Raw genomic sequence first — 25950 nt, 5'->3', positions numbered from 1 at the left:
CGGGAGGCTAGGAAAGGCGGGCGCTCCTCGTCAAGACCCCGGAGCAGGGACTCGGACGGCCACGGCCCGAGATCCGCGGGGCGCGGACGGCGGCTCACAGGCTAGCCAGGGCGATCGCCGTCCAGTGCTCGAAGCGGGAGTAGCCGTCAGCGACGGCCTGCGTCTCCGGGACGGGCATGCCGAGGATCATGTCGGCGGCGTCCAGGAGGTCCCAGTAGGGGTGGCGGCCGTCGTGGCCGACCGTCGCCTGGTAGACGGCCAGGAAACGTTCGGCGACCTCCACGCCGTACTCGATGGCCAGGTTGATCCGCACCCGGGCCAGGTCGACGCCGTACGGTCCCCGGCATCCGGTGGTCCAGTCGACGATCCCGGTGAGCCGGTCGCCCGACCACAGGGTCTGCCCCGGATGGAAGTCGCGGTGGATGAACCCGGTGGGAGTCTCGGGAGCGGGGCCGGAGATCACCTCGAAGACCCGCTGCCACAGCTCGGGGCTGCCCGACCAGGCGGGCGGGCGCCGCTCACCGTACACGGCCGGATCGTGGTACGGCGCGTACGACCGCAGATCCGACTCGGGCGGCACCTCGTGGACCCGCGCGAGGGCCTGGGCCAAGGCGGCCAGGTAGGCGTCCATGTCCCACGGCATGGCCGCCGGGCGGCCCGGCACGCGCGTCACCAGCAGCGCGGGGACGTCGCAGATGCGGCCGTTCGGGTCGGCGGCGAGCAGGCGCGGGGCGGGTACCTCGGTGTCGTCGAGGAGTTCGAGGACGGCGGCCTCGTTGGCCGGGACGTACCAGGGGTCGGTCCGCAGCCGCGCCAGGTCGTGGAACCGGCGGACCACCAGGCGGCGTGCCGGATCGGTCCCGGCGTCGATCGCGTGCAGGGTCGTCGAGCCTGCGCCCATCGAGCGGATCGAGGTGATCCGGCCGCCCACGACGTCACGGACCCACCCCAGGACCGTCTCCGGCGGATGCGGAGATGCCATCTACCGGGAGGAGCCCACGTCTGCCACGGTGACCACCTTAATTCTCCGTCGATTACCCCGGCGTCGCCTGTTCGACACCGTCCGTTCGCCGGCTGCGGCTAGCGTCTCTGCGCCACACCCAACGACAAGAGGCTCAATGGCTAACTCCGATCGCATCTCCGAGGTCTACAAAGGCGAGATCTGGGCCGAAAGCACGCAGCGGGTCGCTCGTGATCGTATCCACTGGCTCGTCGACCAAGCCACCGGAGAGGTGCTCGATGTCGGGTGCTCGCAGGGCATCGCCTCGCTCCTGTGCGCGCGGCGTGGCCTCACCGCCCTGGGCGTGGACATCCAGGCCGACCGTGTCGAGTACGCGAACAAGGAGCGCGAAGCCGAGCCGGAGGACGTACGGGAGCGCCTGACGTACCGGCTCGCGGACGCGTCCGCCCTGGACCTGCCCGACGACTCGTTCGACACCGTCATCATGGGCGAGATCATCGAGCACTCCCCGGACGCCTCCCCGCTGCTGAAGGAGGCCGCGCGGGTGCTGCGCCCGGACGGTCTGCTCGCCCTGACGACGCCGTTCGGCCTCAGCAAGCACCACGACCACTACGCCACCTTCTACGTGGACTCCGTAGTGCGGCTACTCGCCCCGTACCTCTCGATCGAGAGCCTCGACATCGTCGACAAGTACCTGCGGGTGCGGGCGCGGCCGGGGGCGATGGCCGACCCGGACCGGCTCATCCTCGACTCCCAGCCGATGATGGAGCGCGCCTTCATCGCGATCCAGGAGTCGATGCACGACGAGAAGGAGCGGATGCGGCGTTACGACGTCGCGATCGCCCGCTACGAGCAGGTCAACGCCCGGATGAAGAACCTCGAGGCGCGGCTGGCCCACCAGGCGTACCGCACCGAGTACGTCACCTGGCAGCTGAAGTCGGCCAAGAACCGCAAGTGGTGGCGGCTCGGCGAGGCGCTGTGGAGCGCCAAACGCCCCACAGAGGCGCTCAAGCTGCCGAAGAACGTGGCGAGCGCCCTGAAGGCACCGCCGCGCCTGACCGAGCCCAAGCCGGTCACGACGACCGGCTCGCCCGACCAGAGCGGGCACTACTCCGCGATCGCCATCCCGGAGGTCGTCGTCCCGGACGGGCCGGTCGCGCGCGACCTGAAGGTCGCGGTGATCCTCGACGTGTTCAGCGCGATGGCGTTCCGGTACGAGTGGCAGCAGATCAAGTTCGGCCCGGACGACTGGCGTGAGGTCCTCGAACGCGAGAAGCCGGCGCTGCTGTTCGTCGAGTCCGCCTGGCACGGCAACGACGGCCGGTGGGCGACGATGATGAGCGCGGCCGGCGCGCCGAAGCAGCCCGTGCGCGACCTCGTCGCCTGGTGCCGCGCCCAGGGCATCCCGACGGTGTTCTGGAACAAGGAGGACCCGCCGAACTTCGACCGGTTCATCGAGACGGCCAAGCTGTTCGACCAGGTCTTCACCGTCGACGCCGACTGCATCCCGCGATACGTCGAGGCGCTGGGCCACGACCGGGTCGCGCTGCTGCCGTTCGGCGCGCAGCCGCGCATCCACAACCCGGTCGCCGTTCCGGGCGGGCGCAAGTACGAGGTGGCGTTCGCCGGGACGTACCACTCCAAGAAGTACCCCGAGCGAGCGGCGCAGATGGACACGATCCTCGCCCCGGCCCGCGAGTTCGACCTGCACATCTACAGCCGCATCTCCGACGACCCGGACTTCCAGTTCCCGCCGGAGTACGCCGACCACATCGTCGGCTCGCTGCCGTACGAGCGGATGCTCGCCGCGTACAAGGCGTACAAGATCTTCCTGAACGTCAACTCGGTGACGAAGTCGCCGACGATGTGCGCGCGCCGCGTCTTCGAGCTGTCCGCGTGCGGCACGCCGGTGGTCTCCGGGCACTCCCGGGCCCTGGAGGAGGTCTTCGGCGACCTCGTGCGACTCTCCACCACGCCCGAGCAGACCACCGAGGCGCTCGTCGAGCTGATGAAGAGCGCGGACCTGCGGGACCAGATCGGGCACCTGGCCATGCGCGAGGTGTTCGCCAAGCACCTGTACGGGCACCGGGTCGACTCGGTCCTGTCGGCGGCAGGCGTGTCCGTGCCCGGCCGGGAGCGCTCGATCTCGGTGATCCTGCCGACCAACCGGCCCGAGCAGATCGACCACGCCATCGAGCAGGTCGCCCGCCAGGTCCACCGGCCGCTGCAGCTCGTGCTCGTCACGCACGGCTTCACCTCCGACCGGGCCGAGGCCAAGGCGCGCGCCGCCGGGCTGGAGAACGTCGTGGTCCTGTCCGCCGACGCCGGGCTGACGCTCGGCGCCGTGCTCAACCTCGGCATCGACGCGGCCGACGGCGCGTACCTCGCCAAGATGGACGACGACAACCTGTACGGCCCGCACTACCTGAGCGACCTGGCGTACGCCTTCGACCACACGACGGCCGGGCTGATCGGGAAGGGCGCGCACTACTGCGAGATGCGGACCCACGGCGTGACCCTGCTGCGCTTCCCGCACCTGGAGCACACCGAAGCGGAGCTGATCCAGGGCGGCACGATCCTCGCCGACGGCGACGCGATGCGGAAGCTGCGGTTCTCCGACCTGCCCCGCGCCGTCGACAGCGACCTCCTGCGCCGCGCGCAGGCCGAGGGCGTCGGGATCTACTCCGCCGACCGGTTCAACTTCGTCTCCGTGCGCGGCGATCGCGAGGCGCACACCTGGAAGGTCAGCGACGAGGAACTGATGCGGCACGGCCGCGTCGCGTTCCACGGGCCCGCCGAGGAGCACGTCATCTTCTGATGCTGGACACCGCCTCCCAACCGTCCGTCGCGGCGGCGGCCCCGCGCCGGCGCCGCGACGAGTTCCTGCTGCCCGCCGCGCTGCTCGTGGCCTATGCCGTGCTGCTGCTGTGGAACCTGTCGGTGCCGCAGCCGGTCGACCACAGCCGCTACATGGACGCCGCCCGGTCGTTCCCGTCGCGGCCCGCGGACCCGATCTTCAACCACCAGTACCTGCGGATCGGGCTGACCGCGCCGACCGCCGTGGTGATGCGCTTCTTCGGGTACTCCGAGGTGACCTACCACGCCTTCCCGGTCGCGGCGGCGCTGCTGCTGTTCGCGTCCGTGTACGCGATCGGCCGCATGCTGTTCAATCGCCTCGTCGGCGCGGTGTCGGCGGTGGTCCTGGCCTGTGTCGGCATCGTGGTCGTCGCCGGCACCGAACTGCTGCCGGACCTGCCCGCGACCGCACTGTTCACCGCCGCCGTCGCCCTGACCGTCGCGGTCCGTTCGGGCCTGCTCGCGCACCGGCGGATCTGGCTCGTCGCGATCGGCCTGCTGATGGGGTGGAGCTACCTCGTCCGCGAGTTCATCGTGTTCGTCTGGCCGCTGGTCCCCGTGCTGCTGTGGCGGCGGATCGGCCGGTGGGACGCGCTGTGGGCGTTCGTCCCGGTAGCGCTGACGGGCGTGGGCGAGACGATTTTCAACGAGTGGCTGTACCACGACCCGCTGGCCCGCCTGCACGCCGGCTCCGGCCTCGGCGACCTGCCGTCCCGTCCGGAAGTCGCCAAGACCTTCCACAACCTGCCACTGTGGGTCTACCTGTGGCGGCTGCCGCAGCAGCTCGCCATACTCCCCGAGGGGCCGGGCCTCCTGCTGCTCCTCGCCCTGACGCTCGGCGCCGGCGTGCTCTGCGCCGTCCGGCTCGTACGGGCGTGGACGCGGCGCGGCGAGCGGCCGGCCGAGGGAGGGCCGGTCGGCGGGGAACCGTACGTGCGGCGGGCCGAGGTGTTCGGGCTGTGGATCGCGTTGCTGTGGGTGCCGCTCACCCTGCTCGGCGGCGTGCTCGACCCGGCGCATCCGAAGCTGCGTCTGCAGCTCCTGCGGTACTGGTATCCCCTGTTCCCCGCGTTCGTCCTCGGCGGCGTCGCGGTGCTGTGGCTGCTCGCCCGCGCGATCCGGCTGCCGGAGCGCGTCCGGTCGGCCGTGCCCGCGGTGGTCGTGTGCTGCGTCGGGCTGGCCGTCACCGGACTGTCCGTGCTCGGCCTCCCGGGCAAACCCGGCTGGGCGGGCTCACCGCGCGTGTCGTCGGACGCGCTGCCGGAGTTCCGCTCCTGGCTGGCCCACTCGGGCGCCCGGACGGTGTGGACGGACACGAAGCTGTACCGGATCATCCCGATCTACTTCGTCAGCCCCACCGGCCACCGGGTATGGCGCGGCCGTCTCCGGCCGCTGACCGGTGCCGGGCAGCCCGCCGCGGGCGACTACGTGGTCGCGTACAGCGTCGGCAGCGACGCCTGTCCCCGCTGCGGCGACGCCGCGCGGATCGCGCTCCCCGGCATCCCGTCCACCTGGCGCCAGGTGCTGACCAGCCATGACCACCTGCTCCACGTCTGGCGGGTCACCTCGACTTCTCGGTCCTGAAGCACCGGGCGTGCGGCTGGTCCCCGTCAAGCCCCGGCTCCTCGGGATTCCGGCGGACCCACCATCCAGCGCAGGCTCCTGGGTGAAGCAACGCCAGGAAGCGAACGGCCGAAAGTGGCCTGCTGATCGGCAAAGATCGTCCGTCGTACGTAACCTCGGCCTGTGGCGGATACCGCGGGACGGTTGATCGACCGGTGGACGCAGTCACCCTGCCCGGACGGCGGCGGCCCAGCGTACGGGTGGTGTTCCCGCTGCCGAACGGGCGACTGGTCGTACTGTTGCGCCCCGAGGTCACGGCGGACGGCGGCCTGGCTCTGATCTCGCCCGCCGGCCGCTGGGGCGACGACGGCGCCTACCTGGTCGTCGACCGCGGAGACGGCTCCCCCGTCCGGGCCCGGCGCGTCCCCGTGCACGAGAGGTTCCACGTCTTCGTCGACGCCGAAGGTGTCCTGCGCACCGACCACACGCTGACGCTGTGGTCACTGCCCGTCCTGCGGCTGCACTACCGCCTGGAGGAGATCGGCGACCGTGACATCCCAGAGTCGTCCCCGCGATCCGCGCGGAGGTAGACCGCGGGCGGCATGACGATCCGGCTCGAACTCCTCGACTGGATACCGGCGTCAAAGCGAGAGCATGTGGTTCCGCGTCCTCAGCCGAGCCGGTCATTCCGGGTGCCTGAGCGGCGGGGGGTGGCTTTCGATCGGCGAAGGACGGACTTTGGAGACCAAGGAAGACGTGGGGCCGGGCCGGCAAGAGGCCGAAACGGACCGCACGCGAACGGGACGACCGGTTCTCACGCCGCTCCGCGTCGTGGCGCTGCTGATCTCCCTGGTGTCCGCGACGGTCGGGGCCGTGGGCCTGGCCACGGCGGACCGGGGCATCGAGCGGAGCTCCGCCGTGGTGGCCGGGGTGCCGGTCGAGGTCGTCCGGCCCACCGGAACGACGGGCCGGCTCCCCGGTGTGGTGGTCGCGCACGGTCTCGCCGCGAGCAGGCAGCTCATGCGGGGCCTCGCGGACACCCTGGCGCACCGCGGATACGCGGTGGAGCTGGTCGACCTCGCCGGCGGCGGGGCGAACACCGAACGGCTGCCCGACGCCGGAGACGGCCCGGCCGCCGACGCGCGGCTCGCCCGCGACCTGGACGTCGCCGTCGGGCACCTGCGGACCATGCCGTGGGTCGACGGCGCACGGATCGGCCTCCTCGGTCACTCGATGGGCGCCGCCGCGGTCGTACGGTATGCCACCGCGCATCCGGACATCCGCGCGACGGTGGCCGTCTCTCAGGGGCTGATGTCGCCGGCCGGCTCCGCGTCGCGCCCCCGGGACCTGCTCCTGCTCGCCGGCGGCCTGGAGTTCCCGGGGTACCGCGAGGGCGCCGTCGACATGCTGCGGGCCGCCTATCCGCAGGGGCGCTCCGGAGTGACGTACGGCGATCCGCGGGCCGGGACCGCCCGCCGGGCGGTGCTCGTCGGCGGTGTCGAACACGTCAGTGTGCTCTTCAGCCCGCGCACCCACCGTGAGGTCGCGGACTGGTTCGACGCGTCCTTCGGCCACTCCGCCACCGGCGGCCACGGGGTGGGCATCCGGCCCGTGCAGCGCGCCGGATCGGCGATGCTGCTGCACCTGGCGGCCGTGCTGAGCTTCGGCGCGATCGCCTCCGTTCTCCTGGGGCGGCCCTCCGGGCCGGGCCGCGACCGCCGCCGGCTCCCGCTCCCCCTCGCGCTCGGCGTACCGGCGGGCGCCGTCCTGACGGCCGTGGCGGCGATGACGGTGATCCCCCGGCACCTGCTGCCGCTCGCCGTGGCCGGTCCGCTCGCCGGGTTCTTCGGCGTCATCGGCGTCGTGACACTGGCCGTCGCGCTGTTCGTCAGGCGCGCCGACGCCGTAAGTAGCGGCGGTGGGCGCTCGTGGCCGGTGATCGCCGGGCCGGCCGTCGCCCTGGTCCTGCTGACGGTGGTGTCCTTCGCCGTCCCGGCACAGCTGGGCTGGGCGCACGCCGTCCCCGTCGGCCCGCGGCCCTGGGCCCTCATCGCGGTCGCGGCGTGCGCCGCCGCGTTCTTCGGCGGAGTGGAGGCGCTGTGCGCCGGGTACGACCGGCTCGCCGCGACGATGATCCACGCCTGGACCGCCGCGGGCGCGCTGGCCGGCCTGGGCGTGGCGGGCCTCCTGGGCATGGCCCCGGCGCTCGTCCTGCTGATGGCGCCGCTCATCGCCGGGTTGCTGGTCTGGCAGGGCGTCCAGGCCTCCGCCCTGCGCGCACTCCGGGCACCGGTATGGCTGACCGCCATCGTCGGCGGCGTCCTGCTGGCCTGGCCCATCGCCGTCACCATGCCGATCGGCTGACCGCCGTCCCAAACGATGCGGGCTACGTCCTGCGGGGGACCCGGAATCGTTCTCGGAGTTGAGGTGCGGCTGCCTCGAGCCCTCTAGCGTGTCTACAGCCACTACATTCGGGGAGTTCTGTTGGTGAGCCTTCGCGACGACACGGCCGTCTCCGCCGCCCGGGACCACAAGTCCACGGCGGCCGGTCACGCCGTCACCGGTACGGACCAGGGGCGCTTCCAGGCGTTCATGGCCGCCGTCGCGCGCAGGTTGCCCTTCGGCCTGTCCCGCGTCGTCGCGGCCAGCTTCCTGGGTTACGCGCTCATCAACGGGCTGACGTTCGCGATCGACCTCGGACTGCTGACGGTGTTCCGTGGTGGTCTCGGCTGGCCGTTGCCCCTGGCCATCACCGTGGCCTACCTGGTGGCGTTCGGGCTGAGCTTCCTGCTGAACCGCAGCCTCAACTTCCGTTCGCACGCCCCGGCCGGGCCGCAGGTCGTCTTGTATCTGGTGGCCATCGGGATCAACTACGTCGCGTTCATCGTCGGCGTCGGCGCCGGCCTCGCCTGGCTGGGCCTGGAGTACCACCTGGCCCGGATCGCCGCGGGCCTGTGCGAGGCGGTCTACATGTACAGCGTCATGCGCTGGGTCGTGTTCCGAGACGTCGCTCAGCGCTGACCGGACGACGGCGGTCGTGCCCGCGGCCCTGCGTTCACTCCGGGCTCACGTACGCCGCAGGGAGATCCGCGTCGTCCGAGAGCTCACATGTTGTTCGGCGGAGCGTGGTCTGGCGATGATGTCCCCATGGGTGTGAGCGGTCGACGCCGCAGTGTCATCTCGCCGGTGGCGGTCGCCGCCGTACCGATCGCGATCGGGCTGGTCGGCAACCTCGCGACGAGCACCGTCGAGGTGAAGGCGGGATGGTGGGTCCCGCTGACCTGGACGGTGACCGGTCTGCTGGTCGTCGTGGCGGTGGTGAGCCAGGTCGTCCAGTCCCGCACGGTCGAGGACGAACCACGGAGTCAGTGGCAGGCCCCGCCATCCTCCCCGGTGACCGTCGAGCATTGCGATCCCATCGTCTTAGGGGTTCATCCCGCGATCGCGCTCGACGAACGCGCGGCCGCCTCGGGCATCTCCCCCAAGCTGCCCACGTACGTCGACCGTGATCACGACCGGCTCTTGCGACAGGCGATCGGGGATCCCGCGGCTCCCGTCTTCGTCATGCTGGTCGGCAGTTCCTCGACCGGGAAGACGCGTAGCGCCTACGAGGCCGTCAGAAGCCGTCTCCCCGGCTGGCGGCTCGTCCATCCCCTCACCGCGTCCGAACTGATCACTTCTGTCGAGGCGGGGATCGGACCGCGCACCGTCCTGTGGCTCAACGAGAGCCAGACGTACCTGGGAGGACGCGACGGGGAGGCCGCGGCGGCCGCGGTGCGTCGCCTCCTCTCCTCGACCGTGCAGGTGGTCGTCATCGGTTCGATGTGGCCGCACTACTGGTTCGCCTGCACCCGGACGCCGCTGCAGGGCGCGCCCGACCCACACCGCCAGGTCCGGTTCCTGATGGAGACCGCGACGAAGATCAGCGTGCCCGACGCGTTCACGCCCTCTGACCTCGCCGGTGCCGAGCGCCTCGCCAAGCGGGACCCGCGGCTGGCCAGCGCACTGACCGGGCTCGCGCACGGCTACGGTGTCACGCAGACCCTCGCGGGCGGGCCCGACCTGGTCAGTCGCTGGGAGAACGCCCCTGACCCGTACAGCCGGGCGGTCATCCACGCTGCCGTCGACGCGCGCCGCCTGGGTCATTTCGCCCCGCTGCCCGCTGAACTGCTGCGCGCGCTGAGTGCCTCGTCACTGACCGGCCCGCAACTGGCGGCCGCGTCGGCCGACTGGTTCGACAACGCGCTGGCCTACGCGTGCGAGACGGTGCGAGGCGAAGTGTCCCTGCTGACGCCCACCTCTCGAGTGGAAGGTCGGATCGAGGGGTATCTCCTCGCGGACTTCATCGACCAGCATGGCCGGAACGCACGCCGGTGCGCGCCGGTGACCGACGGCGCGTGGCAGGCACTGGCGGCGTACGCCACCGATCCGGACGATCTCGAACGCATGGGTACGTCCGCGCTGGCCCGGGCCCGCTACGTCCAGGCGCTCGCGCTCTGGCGGGCCGCTCTGGAGCGCGGCGCCGTCTCCGCCATCGCGCCGCTCCACCGCTTGCTCACGCAGATGGGCAGGAGGCAGGAGACCGAGAAGGTGCTCCGGATCGGCACGGATGCCGGGGACGCCGAGTCGCAGGGGCTGCTGCTCGCCATGCTGCGCCGGGAGAACCGGGGCCGGGAGATAGAAGAGGTCCTGCGCCGCGCCGTCGCGGCCGGTGACCGTCAGGCCGGCCGCGACCTGGCGGTGTTGCTCCACAACAACGGGCGTGAGAACGAAGCCGAGGGCGTGCTTCGCGCTGCGGCCGACCAGGGCGACCGCACCGCCGACCGCCTGCTGGCCATCCTTCTGCGACGCTCCGGCAAGACAGCGGAGGCCGTACAGGTCAGGCGCCGCCTCGATATCGAACCCGCGCTCCTCCCTTCGCTCCGGCCGAGCGACCGGCCCGAACGCCGGACGTCGGATGGTGAGACGCGGTCGACCACGGCCTTTCCCGAGGTGATGGCCGAACTCCGCATCCTGGTGCGCATGAGGGTCGGCAGAGCGCGGGAGGAGCGACTGCTACGGCAGGTGAGCGTCCGCCGGCTGAACATGGGCCGCCTGAGCGCCGGCCCTTCCCGCCGACGTGACCCGGAACTGCACACGCTGCTCGGCACTCCGTCCCTGCGTGACAGGGCGTTGCGAGCACTGGACGCCGTACGCGCCGGCCCCGAGAAGGATCCTGACCTCGCCCGTCTGCTGGCCAACCTGTTGATCAAGGCGAACCGGCGTACCGAGGCCGAAGAGGTGCTCCGCCGGGCGGCCGACGTGGACCACCAGGCGCTGACGGAGCTCGTCGAACTGCTGACGAAGTCGGGCAAGCGTGCGGAGTGCGTGCCACTCCTGCGGGCCGCAATGGACACACACGGTGGCAAGGCCCGCTACCTGCTGGCGGAGGTACAGCTCGCTCTCGGCGAAGTGGAAGAGGCCGACCGGCTGCTCCGCTCGGCGGCGGACGACGGGATCGACGCGGCGATCGAGTTGCTCGTGCGCCGGTCGCTCGCCGCGGGCCGCGTTCAACAGGCTCTCGAGACCACAGAGCGTGCGTCGAGAGCGGGGCGATCGGATTCCGTGCGAAGAGCGGCTGTGCAGCTGTACAAGGCGGGTCACGAAGAGGAGACGCTGCGCCTCCTGCGCGGCGAGATCGTGTGCGGCAGCGCCGAGACGCTGTCCCTCCTCATCTTCCTGTTGGAAAGGATGGGCCGTACGGAGGAGGCGGTCGCCGTCACTCGCAGGGGCCTCACCGCCGACGGCTCCACCGCACCCGGGCCTGTCGCGGGCCGCTAGCGCTCCGGGCGCCCACGGGCTCGGCGATGCTCGCGCAGGTGTGGTCGCCGTCAACACCGCGCCCGCCGCTGCCAGGCGCTCTCCCTGAATCCCGGATGGCGGCGCTTCCGGAAGCGTGCCGGCGAACGCGTGATCCCGGTGATCCGGCTCGACCTCCCATAGCCCCTGGCTGGACGGGGCGGAGTGGCGGGCAGCGGCGCCGATGCGCCGCCGCGAAGATATCCGGGTACGGGCGATAATCGAGGAATGTCGATCTTCCTGGAGACCAACCGCTTGACGCTGCGCCGTTTCACCGACGGCGACGAGGACAATCTGGTCGAGCTCGACAGTGACCCTGAGGTCATGCGCTTCCTCACTGGTGGCAGGCCGACTCCCCGCGAGGAGATCCGTGCCCGGATACCGATACTGCTCGGCTACTACGAGCGGTTCGGAGGTTTCGGGTTCTGGGCGGCGCAGGAGAAGGCCACCGGACGGTTTCTGGGCTGGTTCCACTTCCGGCCACGTATCAACGAGCCACGTCACGGCGAGATCGAGCTCGGCTATCGGCTGCGCAGGTCCGCCTGGGGCAAGGGTTACGCCACCGAGGGATCGCGTGCGCTGATCCGCAAGGGCTTCACCGAGCTGGGGGTCGAACGGGTGGTCGCCGAGACGATGACGGTCAATCTCGGCTCCCGGCGCGTGATGGAGAAGGCCGGCCTGACGCTCGTACGCACCTTTCACCGCGACGACCTGGACGCCGTCGAGGGCTTCGAGCACGGCGTGGTCGAATACGCGCTGACCAGGGCCGATTGGGAAGGTGAGCCGGCGTGATGGGAAACGGTGGGCGATCGGACGAGGCGGCGCCTGGGAGCACGTCGGCGCGTACGGCTGGGTGGGCGTTGCGTTCCGCGGTGGCAGCGGACGTCGAGGTGATCGCGGAGCTGCGGGCCACGGTCATGCGTGGGGATCTGGAACGCCTTGGGCGCTACGACGAGCACCGGGTACGGCAGCGGCTGCGGGACTCCTTCTCGCCGCAGTACACGTCGATCATCATGGTCGATCGCGAGCTCGTCGGATGCGTCACGGTCCGTCCGGCCGACGGCAGGCAGTGGCTGGAGCACTTCTACCTCGCTCCGCACTGTCAGGGCCGAGGGCTGGGATCCGCCGTCCTGCGCAGGATGCTGGAGCGGACGGACGCGCAGGGCATGACCGTGGCCTTGAACGTCTTGCAGGGCAGTGCCGCCCGTCGCCTCTACGAGCGCCACGGATTCGTCGTGGAGGCCCAGGACCCGATCGACGTCTTCATGGTGCGCCCGCCGGAGGCGAGCACCGCCGCTACCTGAGGGTGTGATGCCACCCGCGTGGGCACGGGAGAGCGCACGGCCACGGTGTCACGCAGTGGCTCTCCGGGCGCCCACGACACCGTCGATCGCGCCGACCACGCCGTTGTCACGCGAGCGGCGCGTGCGGTGCGCTGTGGAAGTGCTCGACGACGCGCTGAACCCGCAGGCCGGCGGCGAAGTCGGCCAGAGTGTGCTCGGCTCCCCGGACGGAGCCGCTCGGCGACCGACCCGCACTGTCCGCGTTCATGGATCTGCTCCGCGACGCCGCCCACGCGGGCCACTGAGCGAGGCGGAAAAGCGGGGGTCCATATACGAACAGGCCGTCACCGGCCGGCCGCTCAGCCGGCCGGTGACGGGCCGCTCACGGTGCTACCGCGAGACGGCGGCTAGAAGCTCTCGAACCACCACCACTGGTTCCTGTTGCCGCTGATGAAGTCCCACAGCTGGACCCTGGTGCCGTTCGCGTTGATTGTGCCTAGATCCGCGTCGAGGTACCGGTTGCTGAATGAATTGACGATCCGCGAGTAGGTGCCGTAGTTGATGACCGGCCACCACTGGTTCTTGTTGCCGCTGACGAAGTCCCACAGCTGGACCTTCGTGCCGTTTCCGTTGATCGTGCCGAGATCAGCGTCCAGGAAACGCCCGCTGTAGACATTCTGGAAGCGGATATAGGTGCCATAGCCCCATGCGTACCACCACTGGTTCCTGTTGGCGGCGATGCAGTCCCACAGCTGGACCTTGGTGCCGTTCGCGTTGATGGTGCCCAGGTCCGCGTCGAGGCACCGGTTGTTGTAGGAACTGTGAACCCGGTACCGGCCGAGATAGGTCGGCTGCTGAGCGCGCTCCGGGCCCGCGGTCCGCGCCCGCGGGGCGTCCGCGATACGGACGGGCCCGTCCGCACGCTGGGCGTCGGGCGGCGCGGTGACGGTCGAGGGGGCGTCATGCCCATGCGTCGTCGCGGCGTCGCCGCCTCGCGCGAATCCGATCGTCCCGCAGCACATCAGGGTCACCACGCCCACGGCAACGCGGATCTTCATTCTCGCCCCCATTTCCCATCGCACGGCGATTTCGTACCGTCTCGCGATGGATGTAGCCGGATATGAGCCGCCTTCAGGGCAAGGTGCCGCGCACGGCAATAAAACATTCCACCGCGCATCGCCCCACCCGGATGGACCGATCGCAAGCTACCGCGCATTCCATTGAATTCGCCAGCGACGACCGTCCAGGAAATGCCAAAATAATGGTGAAGTCGACACACGAATGCGGCCGGAATAAAACCGCATTTCCCTCGAAGCGCCCTGGATGGCCGCCAAAAACCGTGCGCGCCCGACGGCCGGGGGCATACTGAGCCGACCGGCCGTCGGGCGCGGATTGTCGAACAGGAGGACGCGGATTACGGGTACGTGCGCATGTGCCGGGATCTCAGTCCGCTGGACGCCGCCCCGCACCGGCTCCGCTGAGCCGACCGAGGGTTCACTTCAGGATGTACTCGGGGATGCCGATCCACTTGCCGTTCCACTTGGCGCCGCCCGCGATGACGGTGTTCTTCGGGTAGGTCTTCTTCACCTGGAACTGCCAGGCGCAGATGGTGGCACCGCCCTGGTCGCAGAGCCGGTTGTGGGTCTTCTTGCCGCCCTTTGACGTGTTGTACTCCAGCATGACCGTGCCCATGAGAGGGCCCAGCACCTGGACGGTCGCGGCGTACACGTGCCGGCCCTTGCGGTGCACGATCAGCTCGACGTTGCCGTCCTTGGCGACGTTGATGGTCATCGGAGTGATCGTCTTCCCGCTGTTCGGCGTCGCGGCGTTCGCGGTCACCGGGAGAACCGTGACCAGGCCGGCCGTCAGGACCGCCGCACTTGCCGTGAGCTTGCGGATGCGCATCTCAAGACCCTTTCGTGTGGTTCTGGAAATCGCTCCCCTCAGACCCCGCGAGTCTTCCAACCAAGATCGTTTTTTACAAGATCACGATTGATGTTTATTCGTTCATCATCCGCGACCGGTGCCGGACGTCACCCGAGAGCAGCGGCGACACCGGATGGTCCCACCGCATCCACCCGAGCCGTCGCCCGCTTAGGCTGGGTGCAGCACTAAACGATCACCCGAGCACAGTGAGGGCGCAGGACAGCAATGACTTATGTCGCCGATCCGGCCATGGTGGAACGCGCTCGCGCGCTGCTGGCCGAACACCCCGTGGTGGACGGTCACAACGACCTTCCGTGGGCGCTGCGCGAGCAGGTCGCGTACGACCTGGACCGCCGTGACGTCGCGGTCGACCAGTCGGCCTTCCTGCACACCGACCTGCCCCGGTTGCGCGCGGGCGGGGTGGGCGCGCAGTTCTGGTCGGTGTACGTGCCGTCGGACATGGCGGGCGACGCGGCGGTCAGCGCCACGCTGGAGCAGATCGACTGCGTACGGGCGCTGGCGGAGCATTACCCCGATCAGTTGCGGCTCGCCCTCACCGCCGACGACGTGGAGGCGGCCCGCGCGGACGGGCGTATCGCCTCGCTGCTGGGCGCGGAGGGCGGGCACTCGATCGCCTGCTCCCTGGCGACGCTCCGGGCGCTGTACGCGCTGGGCGTCCGCTACATGACGCTCACCCACAACGACAACACCCCGTGGGCGGACTCGGCCACCGACGAACCGGCCGCGAACGGCCTCACCGCGTTCGGCGAGGAGGTCGTACGGGAGATGAACCGGCTCGGCATGCTGGTGGACCTGTCTCACGTGTCCGCCGACACGATGCGGGACGCCCTGCGGGTCAGCCGGGCGCCGGTCGTCTTCTCGCACTCCTCCTCGCGGGCGGTGTGCGATCATCCGCGCAACATCCCCGACGACGTGCTGGAGCGGCTGCCCGCGAACGGCGGCGTGGCGATGGCGACGTTCGTGCCGAAGTTCGTGCTGCCCGAGGCCATCGCGTGGACGCGGGCGGCCGACGAGAACATGCGCGCGCAGGGCCTGGACCCGCTGGACACGACGCCGGGGGCGATGGAGGTGCAGCGGGCGTACGAGACCGCGCATCCGCGGCCGGTCGCGACGGCCGCGACCGTGGCCGACCACTTGGACCACATGCGCGAGGTGGCGGGAATCGACCACATCGGCATCGGCGGCGACTATGACGGCACCGCGTTCACCCCGGCGGGGCTGGAGGACGTGTCCGGCTATCCGAACCTCATCGCCGAACTCCTGGGCCGCGGCTGGAGCGATGCGGACATCGCCAAGCTGACCTGGAAGAACGCCCTACGCGTGCTGCGCGGCGCCGAGGACGTGGCCCGTGGGCTGCGCGCCACCGAGAGGCCGTCGATCATGCGGATCGCGGACGTCGACCCGTCCCAGCAGAAGCCCTAGTCCAGGGGGACGCCGTCGAGGATCTCGGCGGCGCGGGTGCGCGGCTCCTCGTAGCGGTGGGCGAGGGAGTGGAAGACCTGCTCGGCGCGGACGGCGGGCCAGTCGGCGGGCAGGTGCTCGGCGGGCAGGTGCGGGTCGCGGCGGACGAGGTCGAGCCAGTCGGTGTGCAGCAGCAGCTGGCGGGCGAGGTCGTCGGCCTCGGCGGCGGGTTCCGGCCGGTCCCATCGGGACAGGAACGCCTGGTAACGCTGGGCGATGCCGGGCACGTCGAAGGCGGCGTCGATGAGGCGCGCGGCCTCGGTCGGCGCGACGGCGGCGCCCTGGAACGCCTTGAGGTGGGCGTCGAGGCCGAGACCCTCGACCAGAGCGGCGACGTCGACCCGGCCGGGTGCGGCCCACATGCCGCTCTGCAGCGGCCCGAACCCGCCCCACAGCAGGCGTGAGCGCAGGTCGTGCCGCTCCCGGCGCCAGGAGTCGGGCAGGGAGAACCCGACGATCGTCCAGGTGCCGTCCCAGGCGCGGTTGACGGCGCCGGTCTGCCACACGCGCCGGTGCCCGTCGCGCAGCACCTCGACGGCGCGCGGCGTGAGCCCGAAGTACATCTTGCGGCCGCGCCGGTGCCGCTCCAGGAGGTCGCGCCGGACCATCCGGGTGAGCGTCGAACGTACGGCGTCCTCGCCGACCCCGACGCCCGCCAGGACGTCGATGATGCTGGCGGACGACAATGCGACCTGGCGCCCCAGCACGTGGATGCCGAAGAAGCTGAGCATCAGCGACTGCGGGCGCGGGGTGCTCTCCGCCACGTCGCCCCCGTCGAGGGCGGCGACCGAGGACATGTCGGGTTCGACCTGATCGGTACTGGTCACCAGGACAGCGTAAGGCGCTGGACGGCTCGGACGTGCGACGATACGGGCAATCATTAGGCAACATATTGACGACAGTCCTATATCTGCCTAGCTTTGTCGTTGCCGGAGACACGTCTCCGGGCTCCGCGCGCGAAAGGACTCCTGATGGATCTCACCGGCAAGGTCGCCGTCGTCACCGGCGCCGGCCGCGGCCTCGGTCTCGCCTACGCCTCCGCGCTCGCCGCCGCCGGCGCCGCCGTGGTGGTCAACGACGTGGACGCCAACGCCGCCGAGGCGGCGGTCAAGGAGATCACCGAGGCCGGCGGCCGGGCCGTCGCCGAGGTACGCCCGGTCGGCAGCACCGAGACCGCCGAGGCCCTGGTCGCCCGGGCCGTGGACGAGTTCGGCCGGCTGGACGCGATGGTCACCAACGCGGGCGTGCTGCGCGACCGGGTGCTGTGGAAGATGTCGGACGAGGACTTCGACACCGTGCTGCAGGTGCACCTGCGCGGGACGTTCACCTGCGTCCGCGCCGCCGCCGTGCGCATGCGGGAGCAGGGCGAGGGCGGGCGGATCATCGTCGCCGGCTCCCCCGCCGGGCAGCGCGGCAACTTCGGCCAGACCAACTACGCCGCGGCCAAGGCGGGCATCGCCGCGATGGTGCGCACCTGGGCGATGGAGCTCGCCCGGGCCGGCATCACCGCGAACGCCGTGATCCCCAACGCGGCCACCGCCATGACCCGGACCATCCCGGCGTTCGCCCCGTACGTCGAGGCATACGAGAACGACGGCGCGCCGCTGCCGGACGCGCTACGCAAGGGGTACGCGTTCGGCACGCCCGAGGACTGCGCCGGGCTGGTCGTCTACCTCGCCTCGGACGCTTCCAAGGACGTCACCGGGCAGTGCGTCGGCATCGGCGGCGACAAGCTCTCGCTGTGGTCCCACCCGCAGGAGATCACCGCCGCGTACGCCGACGGCGGCTGGACCGCCGACGCGATCGCGGCCGCCTGGCCCGTGTCGGTCGGGCAGCACCCGGAGACGTACGGCATTCCGGCGCCGACGCTGTAAGGGACGAGACGATGATCGACCTGGACGCCGTCACGGCGATCGACATGCACACCCACGCGGAGGTCTCCGAGCGCGGCGAGCACTCCCTGTCCGCCAACCTGGACGCCGCAGCCGGCGCGTACTTCAAGACCGAGCACCGCCACCCGACGCTCACCGAGATCGCCGCGTACTACCGGGAGCGGCGGATGGCGGCCGTGGTGTTCACCGTGGACGCCGAGTCGGCCACCGGCCACCCTCCCGTGCCGAACGAGGAGGTCGCCGAGGCCGCCCGCGCCAACCCGGACGTCATCATCCCCTTCGCGAGTGTCGACCCGGCCCGCGGCAAGGCCGGCGCCCGCGAGGTGCGGCGGCTGGTCGAGGAGTACGGCGTGCGGGGCTTCAAGTTCCACCCCAACGTGCAGGCGTTCCATCCGAACGACCGCCGGGCGTACGTTCTGTACGAGGTGATGGAGGAGCTCGACGTGCCCGCCGTCTTCCACACCGGGCAGACGGGCATCGGCGCGGGAGCGCCGGGCGGGGGCGGCATCCGGCTGAAGTACTCGAACCCGATGGAGGTGGACGACGTGGCCGTCGACTTCCCCGGGCTGACCATCATCCTCGCCCACCCGTCGTTCCCGTGGCAGGACGAGGCCCTGGCGGTCGCCACCCACAAGCCGAAGGTCTACATCGACCTGTCCGGCTGGTCGCCCAAGTACTTCCCGCCGCAGCTCGTGCAGTACGCCAACACGCTGCTCAAGGACAAGGTCCTCTTCGGTTCCGACTACCCGATGATCAGTCCCGATCGCTGGCTGGCGGACTTCGCCAAGCTGCCGATCAAGGACGAGGTCCGCCCCAAGATCCTCAAGGAGAACGCCGCCCGGCTCCTGGGACTCCGCAAGGACTGACCGGGGCGAAGCTGCCGATCCGCGTCGGGCGAGAGGAGCCCTCCATGCGCAACCAAGGCATCGGCTCGTGGACCGCGCGCCGGGCCCGTAAGACCCCGGACCGGACGGCGCTGGTCTTCGGCGACCGCGCCACGAGCTACGCCGCGCTGCACGAGCGCGCCACGCGGCTGGCGCACGTCCTGCGGACGCGGGGCGTGCGGCGCGGTGACCGCGTCGCCTACCTGGGCCCCAACCATCCGGCGTACCTGGAGACGCTGTTCGCCACCGGCATCCTCGGGGGCGTCTTCGTGCCGCTCAACGGCCGCCTGGCCGATCCGGAGCTGGTCTACCAGCTCACCGACTCCGGCGCTTCGGTCCTCGTGCACGCCGGCCGCGGCGCCGAGACCCTGCGCGCCGTCCACACGGAGGCCGCCCCGCGCGCGAGCCTCGCCGTCGGCGACCCGGTGCATCCGGCGGACCTGCCGTACGACGCGCTGGTCGACGACGCGCCCGCCGACCCGATCGACGAGGAGGTCGGCCTCGGCGACCCCTGCCTGATCATGTACACCTCGGGGACGACCGGGCGCCCCAAAGGCGCCGTGCTCACCCACGGCAACATCACCTGGAACAGCGTCAACGTCCTGGTCGACGTCGACCTCGCCGGCGACGAGGTGATGCTGGTCAGCGCGCCCCTGTTCCACACCGCCGCGCTCAACATGACCTGCCTGCCGACGATCCTGAAGGGCGGCACGGTCGTACTGGAGCAGTCCTTCGACGCGGCGCGGACCCTGGAGCTGATCGCGCGGCACCGCGTCACCTGCCTGTTCGGCGTGCCCGCGATGTACGACCAGATCGCCGCCGACCCCGGGTTCGCCGGCGCCGATCTGTCCAGCGTGCGGTCGCTGCTGTGCGGAGGCGCGCCCGTGCCGACCCGGACCATCCGCGCCTACCTGGACCGGGGGCTCGCCTTCGTCCAGGGCTACGGGATGACCGAGACATCCCCCGGCGTGCTGCTCCTCGACCGGGCCGACTCCCTGACCAAGGCGGGGTCGGCCGGGGTCCCGCACTTCTTCACCGACGTGCGCCTCGTCGACCCGCTCGGGGGAAACGTTCCGCCCGGCGAGCGCGGCGAGGTGCTGGTCCACGGGCCGAACGTCACCTCGGGCTACTGGGGCCTGCCCCAGGCGACCGCGGAGTCGATCGGCGACGGCTGGTTCCACACCGGCGACGTCGCGCGCGCCGACGAGGACGGCTACGTCACGATCGTCGACCGGCTCAAGGACGTGATCATCTCCGGCGGGGAGAACATCTATCCCGCCGAGGTGGAGGACGTCCTGCTCGAGCACCCGGCGGTGCGCGACTGCGCCGTCATCGGCGTCGCGGACGCCCGCTGGGGCGAGGTCGGCCGGGCCGTCGTCGTCCCCGAGCCGGGCGCGGCACCGGACGAGAAGGAACTGCTCGCCCACCTGGAAGGCCGGCTGGCCCGCTACAAGATCCCCAAGTCGGTCGTGTTCGCCGACACGCTGCCGCGCACGCCCAGCGGCAAGCTGCTCAAGCCCGCGATCCGCTCCGCGCACGGCGGCCCCGACGGCGGGCCGGCGACGAGTTGAAAGGGAAGGACCCCGTGACCATCACCGTCAACGGCCTCGAAGAAATCACGGCCCAGGCCGCGCCGACCTGGGATACAGCCGGTGGATGGAGATCACCCAGGACCGGGTGAACACCTTCGCCGACGCGACCGACGACCACCAGTGGATCCACGTCGACGAGGAACGCGCCAAGGACGGCCCGTTCGGTGGCACGATCGCGCACGGCTATCTGACGTTGTCGCTGCTCATCCCCCTCTGGAGCGAGCTGCTGGAGGTCACCGGCGTCAGGATGGCCGTGAACCTCGGCCTGAACCGGGTCCGCTTCCCCTCCCCCGTCCCCGTCGGCTCGAAGATCCGGGCGCACGGCGCGATAGCCTCGGTCACCGAGGTGAAGGGCGGCGGTGTGGAGGTGGTCGTGGACCTCACGGTCGAGATCGACGGGGCCGACAAGCCCGCGTGCGTCGCCCAAGCGGTCTACCGCTTCTACGGCTGACGGGAGCCCCTCATGCCGGCGGACTTCGGCCGGACGTCGGTCGCCGACCGGCTGCTCGGCGTCCTCGGCGCCTTCACCGCCGACCGGCCGGCGCTGTCGCTCAGCGACATCGCCCGCCGCGCCGGCCTGCCGCTGGCCACCGCGCACCGGCTCGTGGCCAGCCTCGTCGCCTGGGGCGCCCTGGAGCGCGACGCCGACGGCTGCTACCACATCGGGCTGCGGCTGCTGGAGGTCGCGTCACTGGCTCCACGCGGCCTCGCGCTCCGCGAGACGGCGATGCCGTACCTGGAGGACCTGTACGAGGCGACCCACGAGAACGTCCACCTCGCGGTGCGCGACGGCCTCGACGCGGTGTACGTCGAGCGCATCTCGGCGCGCTCGGCCGTCCGGGTGCTCAGCCGGGTCGGGGCGCGCTGGCCGCTGCACGCCACGGCGGTCGGGCTGGTGCTGCTGGCGTACGGCGACCGGGAGCTCCAGGAGACGGTGTGCTCCGGGCCGCTGCGCGCCTTCACCCCTCACACCGTCACCGATCCGGCGGTGCTGCGCCGCGTGCTGGCCGAGGTCCGGCGCTGCGGCTGCGCGGTGAGCGACCGCCAGATCACCGAGGACGCCATCTCCCTCGCCGCGCCCGTACGGGGAGCCGGCGGGGACGTGGTGGCCGCGGTGTCCGTCGTGGTGGACGTCGAGGACGCGCGGGTCCCCGCTCTGACGGCCACCGTCCAGGTCGCCGCGGGCGGGATCTCCCGGGCGCTCGGGTGGAGTCCCGGGAGGAACCGCCGAGCCGGTCCGGCGACGGCCACCTGAGCGGCCCTCAGCGCGGACGTCTCCTCAGGCGGGCCGGACCAGTCCGGTGTCGTACGCGAAGATCACCGCCTGGACCCGGTCACGGACGCCGATCTTCGTGAGGATGCGGCTGACGTGGGACTTGACGGTGGTCTCGGCGACGTGGAGGCGGGCGGCGATCTCGGCGTTGCTCAGGCCGGTCGCGATGGCGACGAGGACCTCGCGTTCCCGCTCGGTGAGGCCGGACAGTCTGCGCTGCTGTACGGGGGTCTGGCCGGGGAGGCGGTCGGAGAAGGCGTCGATGAGCTTGCGGGTCAGGCTAGGGGAGATCACCGCGTCTCCGGCGGCCACGGCGCGGATGCCGATGACCAGTTCGTCGGGCTGCGCGTGCTTGAGGAGGAAGCCGCTGGCGCCGGCGCGCAGGGCATTGTAGGCGTACTCGTCTTGGTCGAACGTGGTCAGCACCAGGACGCGGGAGCGGCCGCCGGACTCCACGATGCGGCGGGTCGCCTCGATGCCGTCCATCCCGGGCATGCGCACGTCCATCAGCACGACGTCGGGGCGCAGTTCGGCGGTCATCCGGACCGCCTCGGTGCCGTGGGCGGCTTCGCCCACGACCGTCATGTCGGGGTGCTGTTCCAGGATCATGCCGAAGCCGAGGCGCTGCAGGGCCTGGTCGTCGACGATGAGCACGGTGGTCATGCCGGGTGCTTCTCCGTGGTCGTGGCGGCCGCCGTGGGGGGCCGGGTGGCGGTGAGGAGGGCGCGGACGGTCCAGCCGCCGCGGTCGTTCGGGCCGGCGTCGAGGCTGCCTTCGTAGAGGGCGGCTCGTTCCCGCATGCCGACCAGGCCGTGACCGCCGCCGGGGCTCCCGCGCCCCGCCTTCGCGGTGGCGAGCGGGCCGGTGTCCGCCACAGTGACGCGGACGAGGTCCTCGTCGGCGACGACGGACACGGCGACCGTCGTGTCGGCGGCGGCGTGCTTGAGGGCGTTGGTGAGGGACTCCTGGACGATGCGGTACACCGCGAGCTGGAGGCCCTCGCCCAGGCCGGTGAGGTCTCCTTCGACGTACAAGGTGGCGCTGCGTCCGGCCGTGCGCGCCCGCTCCAGCAGGCCGTCGAGGTCGGACAGACCGGGCTGGGGAGCGAGCGGGCTGCCCGCCGCCTCGGAGTCGTCAGAGTCGTCGATGACGGCGAGCAGGCGGGTCAGCTCGCCGAGGGCGCCGCGTCCGCTGTCGGCGATGATGCGCAGGGTCTCCGCGCCGCGCTTGGGTTTGGCCTCGGCGAGTCCGGAGGCGCCGTCGGCGAGGGTGACGATGACGGCGAGGGTGTGGCCGAGGATGTCGTGCATCTCGCGCGAGATGCGGGCGCGCTCGGTGGCGGCGGCGAGCCGGGCCCGCTGGTCGCGGTCCTCCTCCAGGTGAACCGCGTGCTCCTCCAGGGCCGCGACGTAGGCGTCGATCAGCTTGCCGGCCATGCCCAGCGCACTGATCAGCAGCACGGCGGTCACCGAGAGGAACGACAGGATCGTGGCCTGCGAGATGGCACGTGCCGATTCGGCGGTCCAGAAGAAGATGCCGGCCACCGCCGTCTGCACCAGGTTGACGGCGGCGCAGACGATCAGCTGGGCCGGGGTTCCGAAGCGGGCGACGTTCAGCAGGGCCGTGAGCCGCGCGGCGCCCACTCCCGGGATCACCGCGTTGATCGGGAGCGCCACCGCGGTGACGGCCGACACGATGAGGAAGACCGGCACGGGCCACCGTCTGCGCCACACCAACGGCAGAGCGCCGGCCACGTTCAGGGCGAGCACCACCGCGAAACCGGGCCCGGAACCGTACGCGGCGTCCACCAGGGAGGGGATGCCGAGCAGGGCGCACACGCCCAGCGCCCCCCAGCGCCGGACGTTCGGGTGGGCCTGGTCCTTCTGCCGTACCCGCGTCAGCCAGAGGAGCAGCTTGACGACCGTGCGGTGCTCGGCGGCGCCCAGCCGGGTGTGGCCCATCAGGCTCTCGGGCTCGATCAGGCGCGTCGACGGCGTGTATGAGGTTCGTGCGGTCACGGTGGACGCCCTTCAGGTGCAGGCGGGACCGCCCGCCGGATCCCGGTGGAAACGGGACCGGCGGGCGGCGACGGGCGAACTCGGCAGGTCAGGGCCGTACGTACGAAGGGTGGCCGCCCGTCTGTTGCGACTGTACGGCCGACCGGTCAGTCCGTGCGCACCGCCACCGGGTGGCCGGCCTGCTTCCGGGCCTCTTCGGTCGACGTCTCCAGCATGCGCTGCAGCTTCTCGCCCTCGACGTCCACGTTGGGCAGGCCGCGGTCCAGCCATCGGGGCAGGGCCCAGGCCCGGCGGCCGAGCAGCGCCATGACGGCGGGCACGATGGTCATCCGGACGACCAGGGCGTCGAACAGGACCGCGGAGGCGAACCCCAGGCCGATCGACTTGATCAGCGGCACGTCGTCCAGGATGAAGCCGGCGAACACCGAGATCATGATGACCGCGGCGGCGGTGACCACCCGGGCGGAGTGCCGGAAGCCCGCGATCACCGCCTCGGTCGGCTCGGCGCCGTGGACGTACTCCTCCCTCATGCGGGTCACCAGGAACACCTCGTAGTCCATGGCGAGCCCGAACACCACACCGATCAGGAAGATCGGCAGGAAGCTCACGATGGGCGCGGGCTGGTCGACGCCGAAGACGTCCGACAGCCAGCCCCACTGGAAGATCGCGACGACGACGCCGAGCGTGGCGACGACGCTGAGGAGGAAGCCGAGGGCGGCCTTGAGCGGGACCAGGATCGAGCGGAAGACGAGCAGGAGCAGGATCAGAGCCAGGCCGACGACCACCGCGAGGTACGGGATCAGGGCGGCGCCGAGTTTGGTGGATACGTCGATGTTCACCGCGGTCAGGCCGGTGACCATGAGGTCGGCGCCGGTGTCCTTGTGCAGGCCGGCGCCGCGGTCGCGGATGCCGGAGACCAGGTCCTTGGTCTCCTGACTGGTCGGGGCGCTCTTCGGCACGGCGCTGAGGACGGCGACGTCGCCGCGCTGGTTGAAATTGGCCGGGCCGACCGCGGCGACGTCCGACAGCCCGCGCAGCAGCGCGGCCGCGTCCTGGGCCGCGGCCTTCGGGTCGCCGCTCTTACGGCCGTCGACGACCACGGTGAGCGGGCCGTTGTAGCCCTTGCCGAAGCCCTTGGTGATGGTGTCGTACGCGATCCGCTCGCTGCTGCCCGGCGCGGACATGCTGTCGTCGGGCAGCGTCAGCCGCAGCGACATCGCCGGAAGGGCCAGGACGGCCAGGGCGGTGACCGAGACGGCCAGCACCTTCACCGGGTTGCGGGTGACGAACCTCGCCCAGCGCACGCCCAGCGCCTCGCCCTCACCGCGCTCCAGCGCCCGCAGGCGGCGGGTCTTGAGCCTGCCCTTCACGATCCTCGTACCGACGAATCCCAGGACGGCGGGCAGCAGGGTCAGCGCGATGAGGACCGCGACCACGACCGCGAAGGCGGCGGCCAGCCCGATGGTCGTCAGACTCTGGATGCCGATGACGCTCAGGCCGGTCAGCGCGATGACCACGGTCAGCCCGGCGAAGACCACCGCCGAACCGGCCGTGCCCAGAGCCCGCCCGACGGCCTGTTCCGGATCGTGCCCGTCCCGGACCTCGCCGCGATACCGGGAGACGATGAACAGGGCGTAGTCGATGGCCACCGCCAGGCCCAGCATCAGGGCCAGCGTCGAGGCGCTGGAGCTCATGTCGAAGACCGCGGTGGCCATCGTCAGCGCGAAGACGGCCATGGCCACGCCGAAGATCGCGGTGAGCAGCGGCAGCCCGGCCGCGAGCAGCGAGCCGAAGGTGATCACCAGCGTCACGGCGGCGACCGCGACACCGATCAGTTCGGCCGGTCCGGCCCCCGCGCTGCCCTGCACGGCGTTGCCGCCCAGGTTCACCGCCAGGCCCGCCTTCCTGCCCTGGTCGACGACGTGGTGGAGGGCGTCCCGGGCCGCGCCGCTGACGTCGGACGAGCCGACCTTGTACGTCACCTGGGTGTAGGCGATGGTGCCGGACTCGCTCACCAGGCGGGCGGTGTACGGGTCGGGGACGTTCGCCACCTGCGGTGCCGTCCTCAACTCGGCGATCAGCGACCGGACCTCGGCCTTGTCGGCGCCGGACGTCAGCGTCCGCCCGTCCGGTGCCTCGAACACGACCCGGGCCGTGGCGCCGTCGGCGGAGGCCTGCGGGAACTCCTTGTGCAGCAGGTCGATCGCCTGCTGCGACTGCGTGCCGGAAAGGGTGAAGCCGTCCGTCGTCTTGCCGGAGACGGTGCTCGCGCCGATGCCCACGGCGGCCAAGATGACCATCCAAAAGATCACGAAGAGTCGTCGTCGCCGGTAGGCGAGCCGACCCAGCCGGTAAAGGAACGTGGCCACGGTTACCCCCACG

At 71.2% G+C, this 25950-nt stretch carries 22 protein-coding genes; 14 read left to right on the top strand and 8 right to left on the bottom strand.

Going from position 1 to position 25950, the window contains the following annotated elements; genetic code table 11:
* Nucleotides 1–94: 94 nt before the first annotated feature.
* A complete protein-coding gene (locus ACYVF7_RS26485) occupies nt 95–982 on the bottom strand; it encodes a phosphotransferase family protein (RefSeq protein WP_460346035.1) in 888 nt (295 codons plus the stop codon).
* Between the two features lie 136 nt (nt 983–1118).
* On the opposite strand from ACYVF7_RS26485, the gene ACYVF7_RS26480 reads away from it, so the two are divergent.
* The 8 genes from ACYVF7_RS26480 (at nt 1119) to ACYVF7_RS26445 (ending at nt 12522) form a co-directional block, all read left to right on the top strand.
* Nucleotides 1119–3779 carry a methyltransferase domain-containing protein gene (locus tag ACYVF7_RS26480; RefSeq protein ID WP_460346032.1) on the top strand — a complete coding sequence of 887 codons (2661 nt, stop codon included), beginning with the start codon at nt 1119–1121 and terminating at the stop codon, nt 3777–3779.
* Entirely contained in the window at nt 3779–5401 is a 1623-nt protein-coding gene (locus tag ACYVF7_RS26475; protein WP_460346029.1) for a glycosyltransferase family 39 protein, read from the top strand. The genes ACYVF7_RS26480 and ACYVF7_RS26475 overlap by 1 nt, the downstream gene beginning before the upstream one ends.
* A 194-nt stretch (nt 5402–5595) precedes the next feature.
* Complete coding sequence (locus ACYVF7_RS26470) at nt 5596–5970, top strand: hypothetical protein (RefSeq protein WP_460346026.1); 375 nt, start codon at nt 5596–5598, stop codon at nt 5968–5970.
* A gap of 148 nt (nt 5971–6118) precedes the next feature.
* A complete protein-coding gene (locus ACYVF7_RS26465; protein ID WP_460346023.1) occupies nt 6119–7744 on the top strand; it encodes an alpha/beta fold hydrolase in 1626 nt (541 codons plus the stop codon).
* Between the two features lie 123 nt (nt 7745–7867).
* Nucleotides 7868–8401: a GtrA family protein gene (locus tag ACYVF7_RS26460; RefSeq protein WP_460346020.1), complete on the top strand. Its 534-nt coding sequence runs from the start codon at nt 7868–7870 to the stop codon at nt 8399–8401.
* A gap of 126 nt (nt 8402–8527) precedes the next feature.
* Nucleotides 8528–11200 carry a tetratricopeptide repeat protein gene (locus ACYVF7_RS26455; RefSeq protein ID WP_460346017.1) on the top strand — a complete coding sequence of 891 codons (2673 nt, stop codon included), beginning with the start codon at nt 8528–8530 and terminating at the stop codon, nt 11198–11200.
* Nucleotides 11201–11446: 246 nt separating this feature from the next.
* Entirely contained in the window at nt 11447–12010 is a 564-nt protein-coding gene (locus tag ACYVF7_RS26450) for a GNAT family N-acetyltransferase (RefSeq protein WP_460346014.1), read from the top strand.
* A gap of 80 nt (nt 12011–12090) precedes the next feature.
* The gene (locus tag ACYVF7_RS26445) at nt 12091–12522 is read left to right on the top strand and encodes a GNAT family N-acetyltransferase (RefSeq protein ID WP_460346010.1); all 432 of its coding nucleotides are present in this window, start codon (nt 12091–12093) and stop codon (nt 12520–12522) included.
* A 106-nt stretch (nt 12523–12628) separates the two neighbouring features.
* On the opposite strand, the gene ACYVF7_RS26440 is transcribed toward ACYVF7_RS26445, so the two are convergent.
* The 3 genes from ACYVF7_RS26440 to ACYVF7_RS26430 form a co-directional block, all read right to left on the bottom strand.
* Entirely contained in the window at nt 12629–12769 is a 141-nt protein-coding gene (locus ACYVF7_RS26440) for a hypothetical protein (RefSeq protein ID WP_460346008.1), read from the bottom strand.
* A gap of 139 nt (nt 12770–12908) precedes the next feature.
* Nucleotides 12909–13559, bottom strand: coding sequence for an RICIN domain-containing protein (locus ACYVF7_RS26435; RefSeq protein ID WP_460346005.1), 651 nt, complete (start codon nt 13557–13559; stop codon nt 12909–12911).
* A 436-nt stretch (nt 13560–13995) separates the two neighbouring features.
* Entirely contained in the window at nt 13996–14406 is a 411-nt protein-coding gene (locus tag ACYVF7_RS26430; protein ID WP_460346002.1) for a hypothetical protein, read from the bottom strand.
* Between the two features lie 246 nt (nt 14407–14652).
* Here ACYVF7_RS26430 and ACYVF7_RS26425 point away from each other — a divergent pair, with 246 nt between their 5' ends.
* The gene (locus ACYVF7_RS26425; RefSeq protein ID WP_460345999.1) at nt 14653–15870 is read left to right on the top strand and encodes a dipeptidase; all 1218 of its coding nucleotides are present in this window, start codon (nt 14653–14655) and stop codon (nt 15868–15870) included.
* On the opposite strand, the gene ACYVF7_RS26420 is transcribed toward ACYVF7_RS26425, so the two are convergent.
* Nucleotides 15867–16736: a PaaX family transcriptional regulator gene (locus ACYVF7_RS26420; RefSeq protein ID WP_460345995.1), complete on the bottom strand. Its 870-nt coding sequence runs from the start codon at nt 16734–16736 to the stop codon at nt 15867–15869. The two genes, ACYVF7_RS26425 and ACYVF7_RS26420, sit on opposite strands and share 4 nt — an antisense overlap.
* 144 nt (nt 16737–16880) lie before the next feature.
* Here ACYVF7_RS26420 and ACYVF7_RS26415 point away from each other — a divergent pair, with 144 nt between their 5' ends.
* The 5 genes from ACYVF7_RS26415 (at nt 16881) to ACYVF7_RS26395 (ending at nt 21532) form a co-directional block, all read left to right on the top strand.
* Nucleotides 16881–17783, top strand: coding sequence for an SDR family oxidoreductase (locus tag ACYVF7_RS26415; RefSeq protein WP_460345992.1), 903 nt, complete (start codon nt 16881–16883; stop codon nt 17781–17783).
* Nucleotides 17784–17794: 11 nt separating this feature from the next.
* Nucleotides 17795–18667 carry an amidohydrolase family protein gene (locus ACYVF7_RS26410; RefSeq protein ID WP_460345989.1) on the top strand — a complete coding sequence of 291 codons (873 nt, stop codon included), beginning with the start codon at nt 17795–17797 and terminating at the stop codon, nt 18665–18667.
* A 44-nt stretch (nt 18668–18711) separates the two neighbouring features.
* Nucleotides 18712–20256, top strand: coding sequence for an acyl-CoA synthetase (locus ACYVF7_RS26405; protein WP_460345986.1), 1545 nt, complete (start codon nt 18712–18714; stop codon nt 20254–20256).
* A gap of 85 nt (nt 20257–20341) precedes the next feature.
* Complete coding sequence (locus tag ACYVF7_RS26400; protein ID WP_460345984.1) at nt 20342–20728, top strand: MaoC family dehydratase; 387 nt, start codon at nt 20342–20344, stop codon at nt 20726–20728.
* A 12-nt stretch (nt 20729–20740) separates the two neighbouring features.
* Nucleotides 20741–21532, top strand: coding sequence for an IclR family transcriptional regulator (locus ACYVF7_RS26395; RefSeq protein WP_460345981.1), 792 nt, complete (start codon nt 20741–20743; stop codon nt 21530–21532).
* Nucleotides 21533–21556: 24 nt separating this feature from the next.
* Here ACYVF7_RS26395 and ACYVF7_RS26390 read toward each other — a convergent pair whose 3' ends face one another.
* The 3 genes from ACYVF7_RS26390 to ACYVF7_RS26380 all read right to left on the bottom strand — a co-directional run bounded on the left by ACYVF7_RS26390 (nt 21557) and on the right by ACYVF7_RS26380 (nt 25937).
* On the bottom strand, nt 21557–22213 hold the full coding sequence (locus ACYVF7_RS26390; protein ID WP_460345978.1) for a response regulator: 657 nt from the start codon (nt 22211–22213) through the stop codon (nt 21557–21559).
* Nucleotides 22210–23568, bottom strand: a complete 1359-nt coding sequence (locus ACYVF7_RS26385; protein ID WP_460345975.1) for a sensor histidine kinase — start codon at nt 23566–23568, stop codon at nt 22210–22212. The genes ACYVF7_RS26390 and ACYVF7_RS26385 overlap by 4 nt, the downstream gene beginning before the upstream one ends.
* Nucleotides 23569–23714: 146 nt before the next feature.
* On the bottom strand, nt 23715–25937 hold the full coding sequence (locus ACYVF7_RS26380) for an MMPL family transporter (RefSeq protein ID WP_460345972.1): 2223 nt from the start codon (nt 25935–25937) through the stop codon (nt 23715–23717).
* Nucleotides 25938–25950 lie beyond the last annotated feature (13 nt).

The sequence above is a fragment of the Actinoallomurus acanthiterrae genome (assembly GCF_054775715.1).
Note: the sequence above shows the minus strand (reverse complement) of the source record. Positions and strands in the feature narration are given on the sequence as shown.

Coding starts and splice junctions, on each gene's coding strand:
- ACYVF7_RS26440 (WP_460346008.1), bottom strand. CDS start 12,769: ATGAACGCGGACAGTGCGGGTCGGTCGCCGAGCGGCTCCGTCCGGGGA.
- ACYVF7_RS26455 (WP_460346017.1), top strand. CDS start 8,528: ATGGGTGTGAGCGGTCGACGCCGCAGTGTCATCTCGCCGGTGGCGGTC.
- ACYVF7_RS26400 (WP_460345984.1), top strand. CDS start 20,342: ATGGAGATCACCCAGGACCGGGTGAACACCTTCGCCGACGCGACCGAC.
- ACYVF7_RS26395 (WP_460345981.1), top strand. CDS start 20,741: ATGCCGGCGGACTTCGGCCGGACGTCGGTCGCCGACCGGCTGCTCGGC.
- ACYVF7_RS26450 (WP_460346014.1), top strand. CDS start 11,447: ATGTCGATCTTCCTGGAGACCAACCGCTTGACGCTGCGCCGTTTCACC.
- ACYVF7_RS26480 (WP_460346032.1), top strand. CDS start 1,119: ATGGCTAACTCCGATCGCATCTCCGAGGTCTACAAAGGCGAGATCTGG.
- ACYVF7_RS26435 (WP_460346005.1), bottom strand. CDS start 13,559: ATGAAGATCCGCGTTGCCGTGGGCGTGGTGACCCTGATGTGCTGCGGG.
- ACYVF7_RS26475 (WP_460346029.1), top strand. CDS start 3,779: ATGCTGGACACCGCCTCCCAACCGTCCGTCGCGGCGGCGGCCCCGCGC.
- ACYVF7_RS26410 (WP_460345989.1), top strand. CDS start 17,795: ATGATCGACCTGGACGCCGTCACGGCGATCGACATGCACACCCACGCG.
- ACYVF7_RS26390 (WP_460345978.1), bottom strand. CDS start 22,213: ATGACCACCGTGCTCATCGTCGACGACCAGGCCCTGCAGCGCCTCGGC.
- ACYVF7_RS26415 (WP_460345992.1), top strand. CDS start 16,881: ATGGATCTCACCGGCAAGGTCGCCGTCGTCACCGGCGCCGGCCGCGGC.
- ACYVF7_RS26425 (WP_460345999.1), top strand. CDS start 14,653: ATGACTTATGTCGCCGATCCGGCCATGGTGGAACGCGCTCGCGCGCTG.
- ACYVF7_RS26485 (WP_460346035.1), bottom strand. CDS start 982: ATGGCATCTCCGCATCCGCCGGAGACGGTCCTGGGGTGGGTCCGTGAC.
- ACYVF7_RS26430 (WP_460346002.1), bottom strand. CDS start 14,406: ATGCGCATCCGCAAGCTCACGGCAAGTGCGGCGGTCCTGACGGCCGGC.
- ACYVF7_RS26405 (WP_460345986.1), top strand. CDS start 18,712: ATGCGCAACCAAGGCATCGGCTCGTGGACCGCGCGCCGGGCCCGTAAG.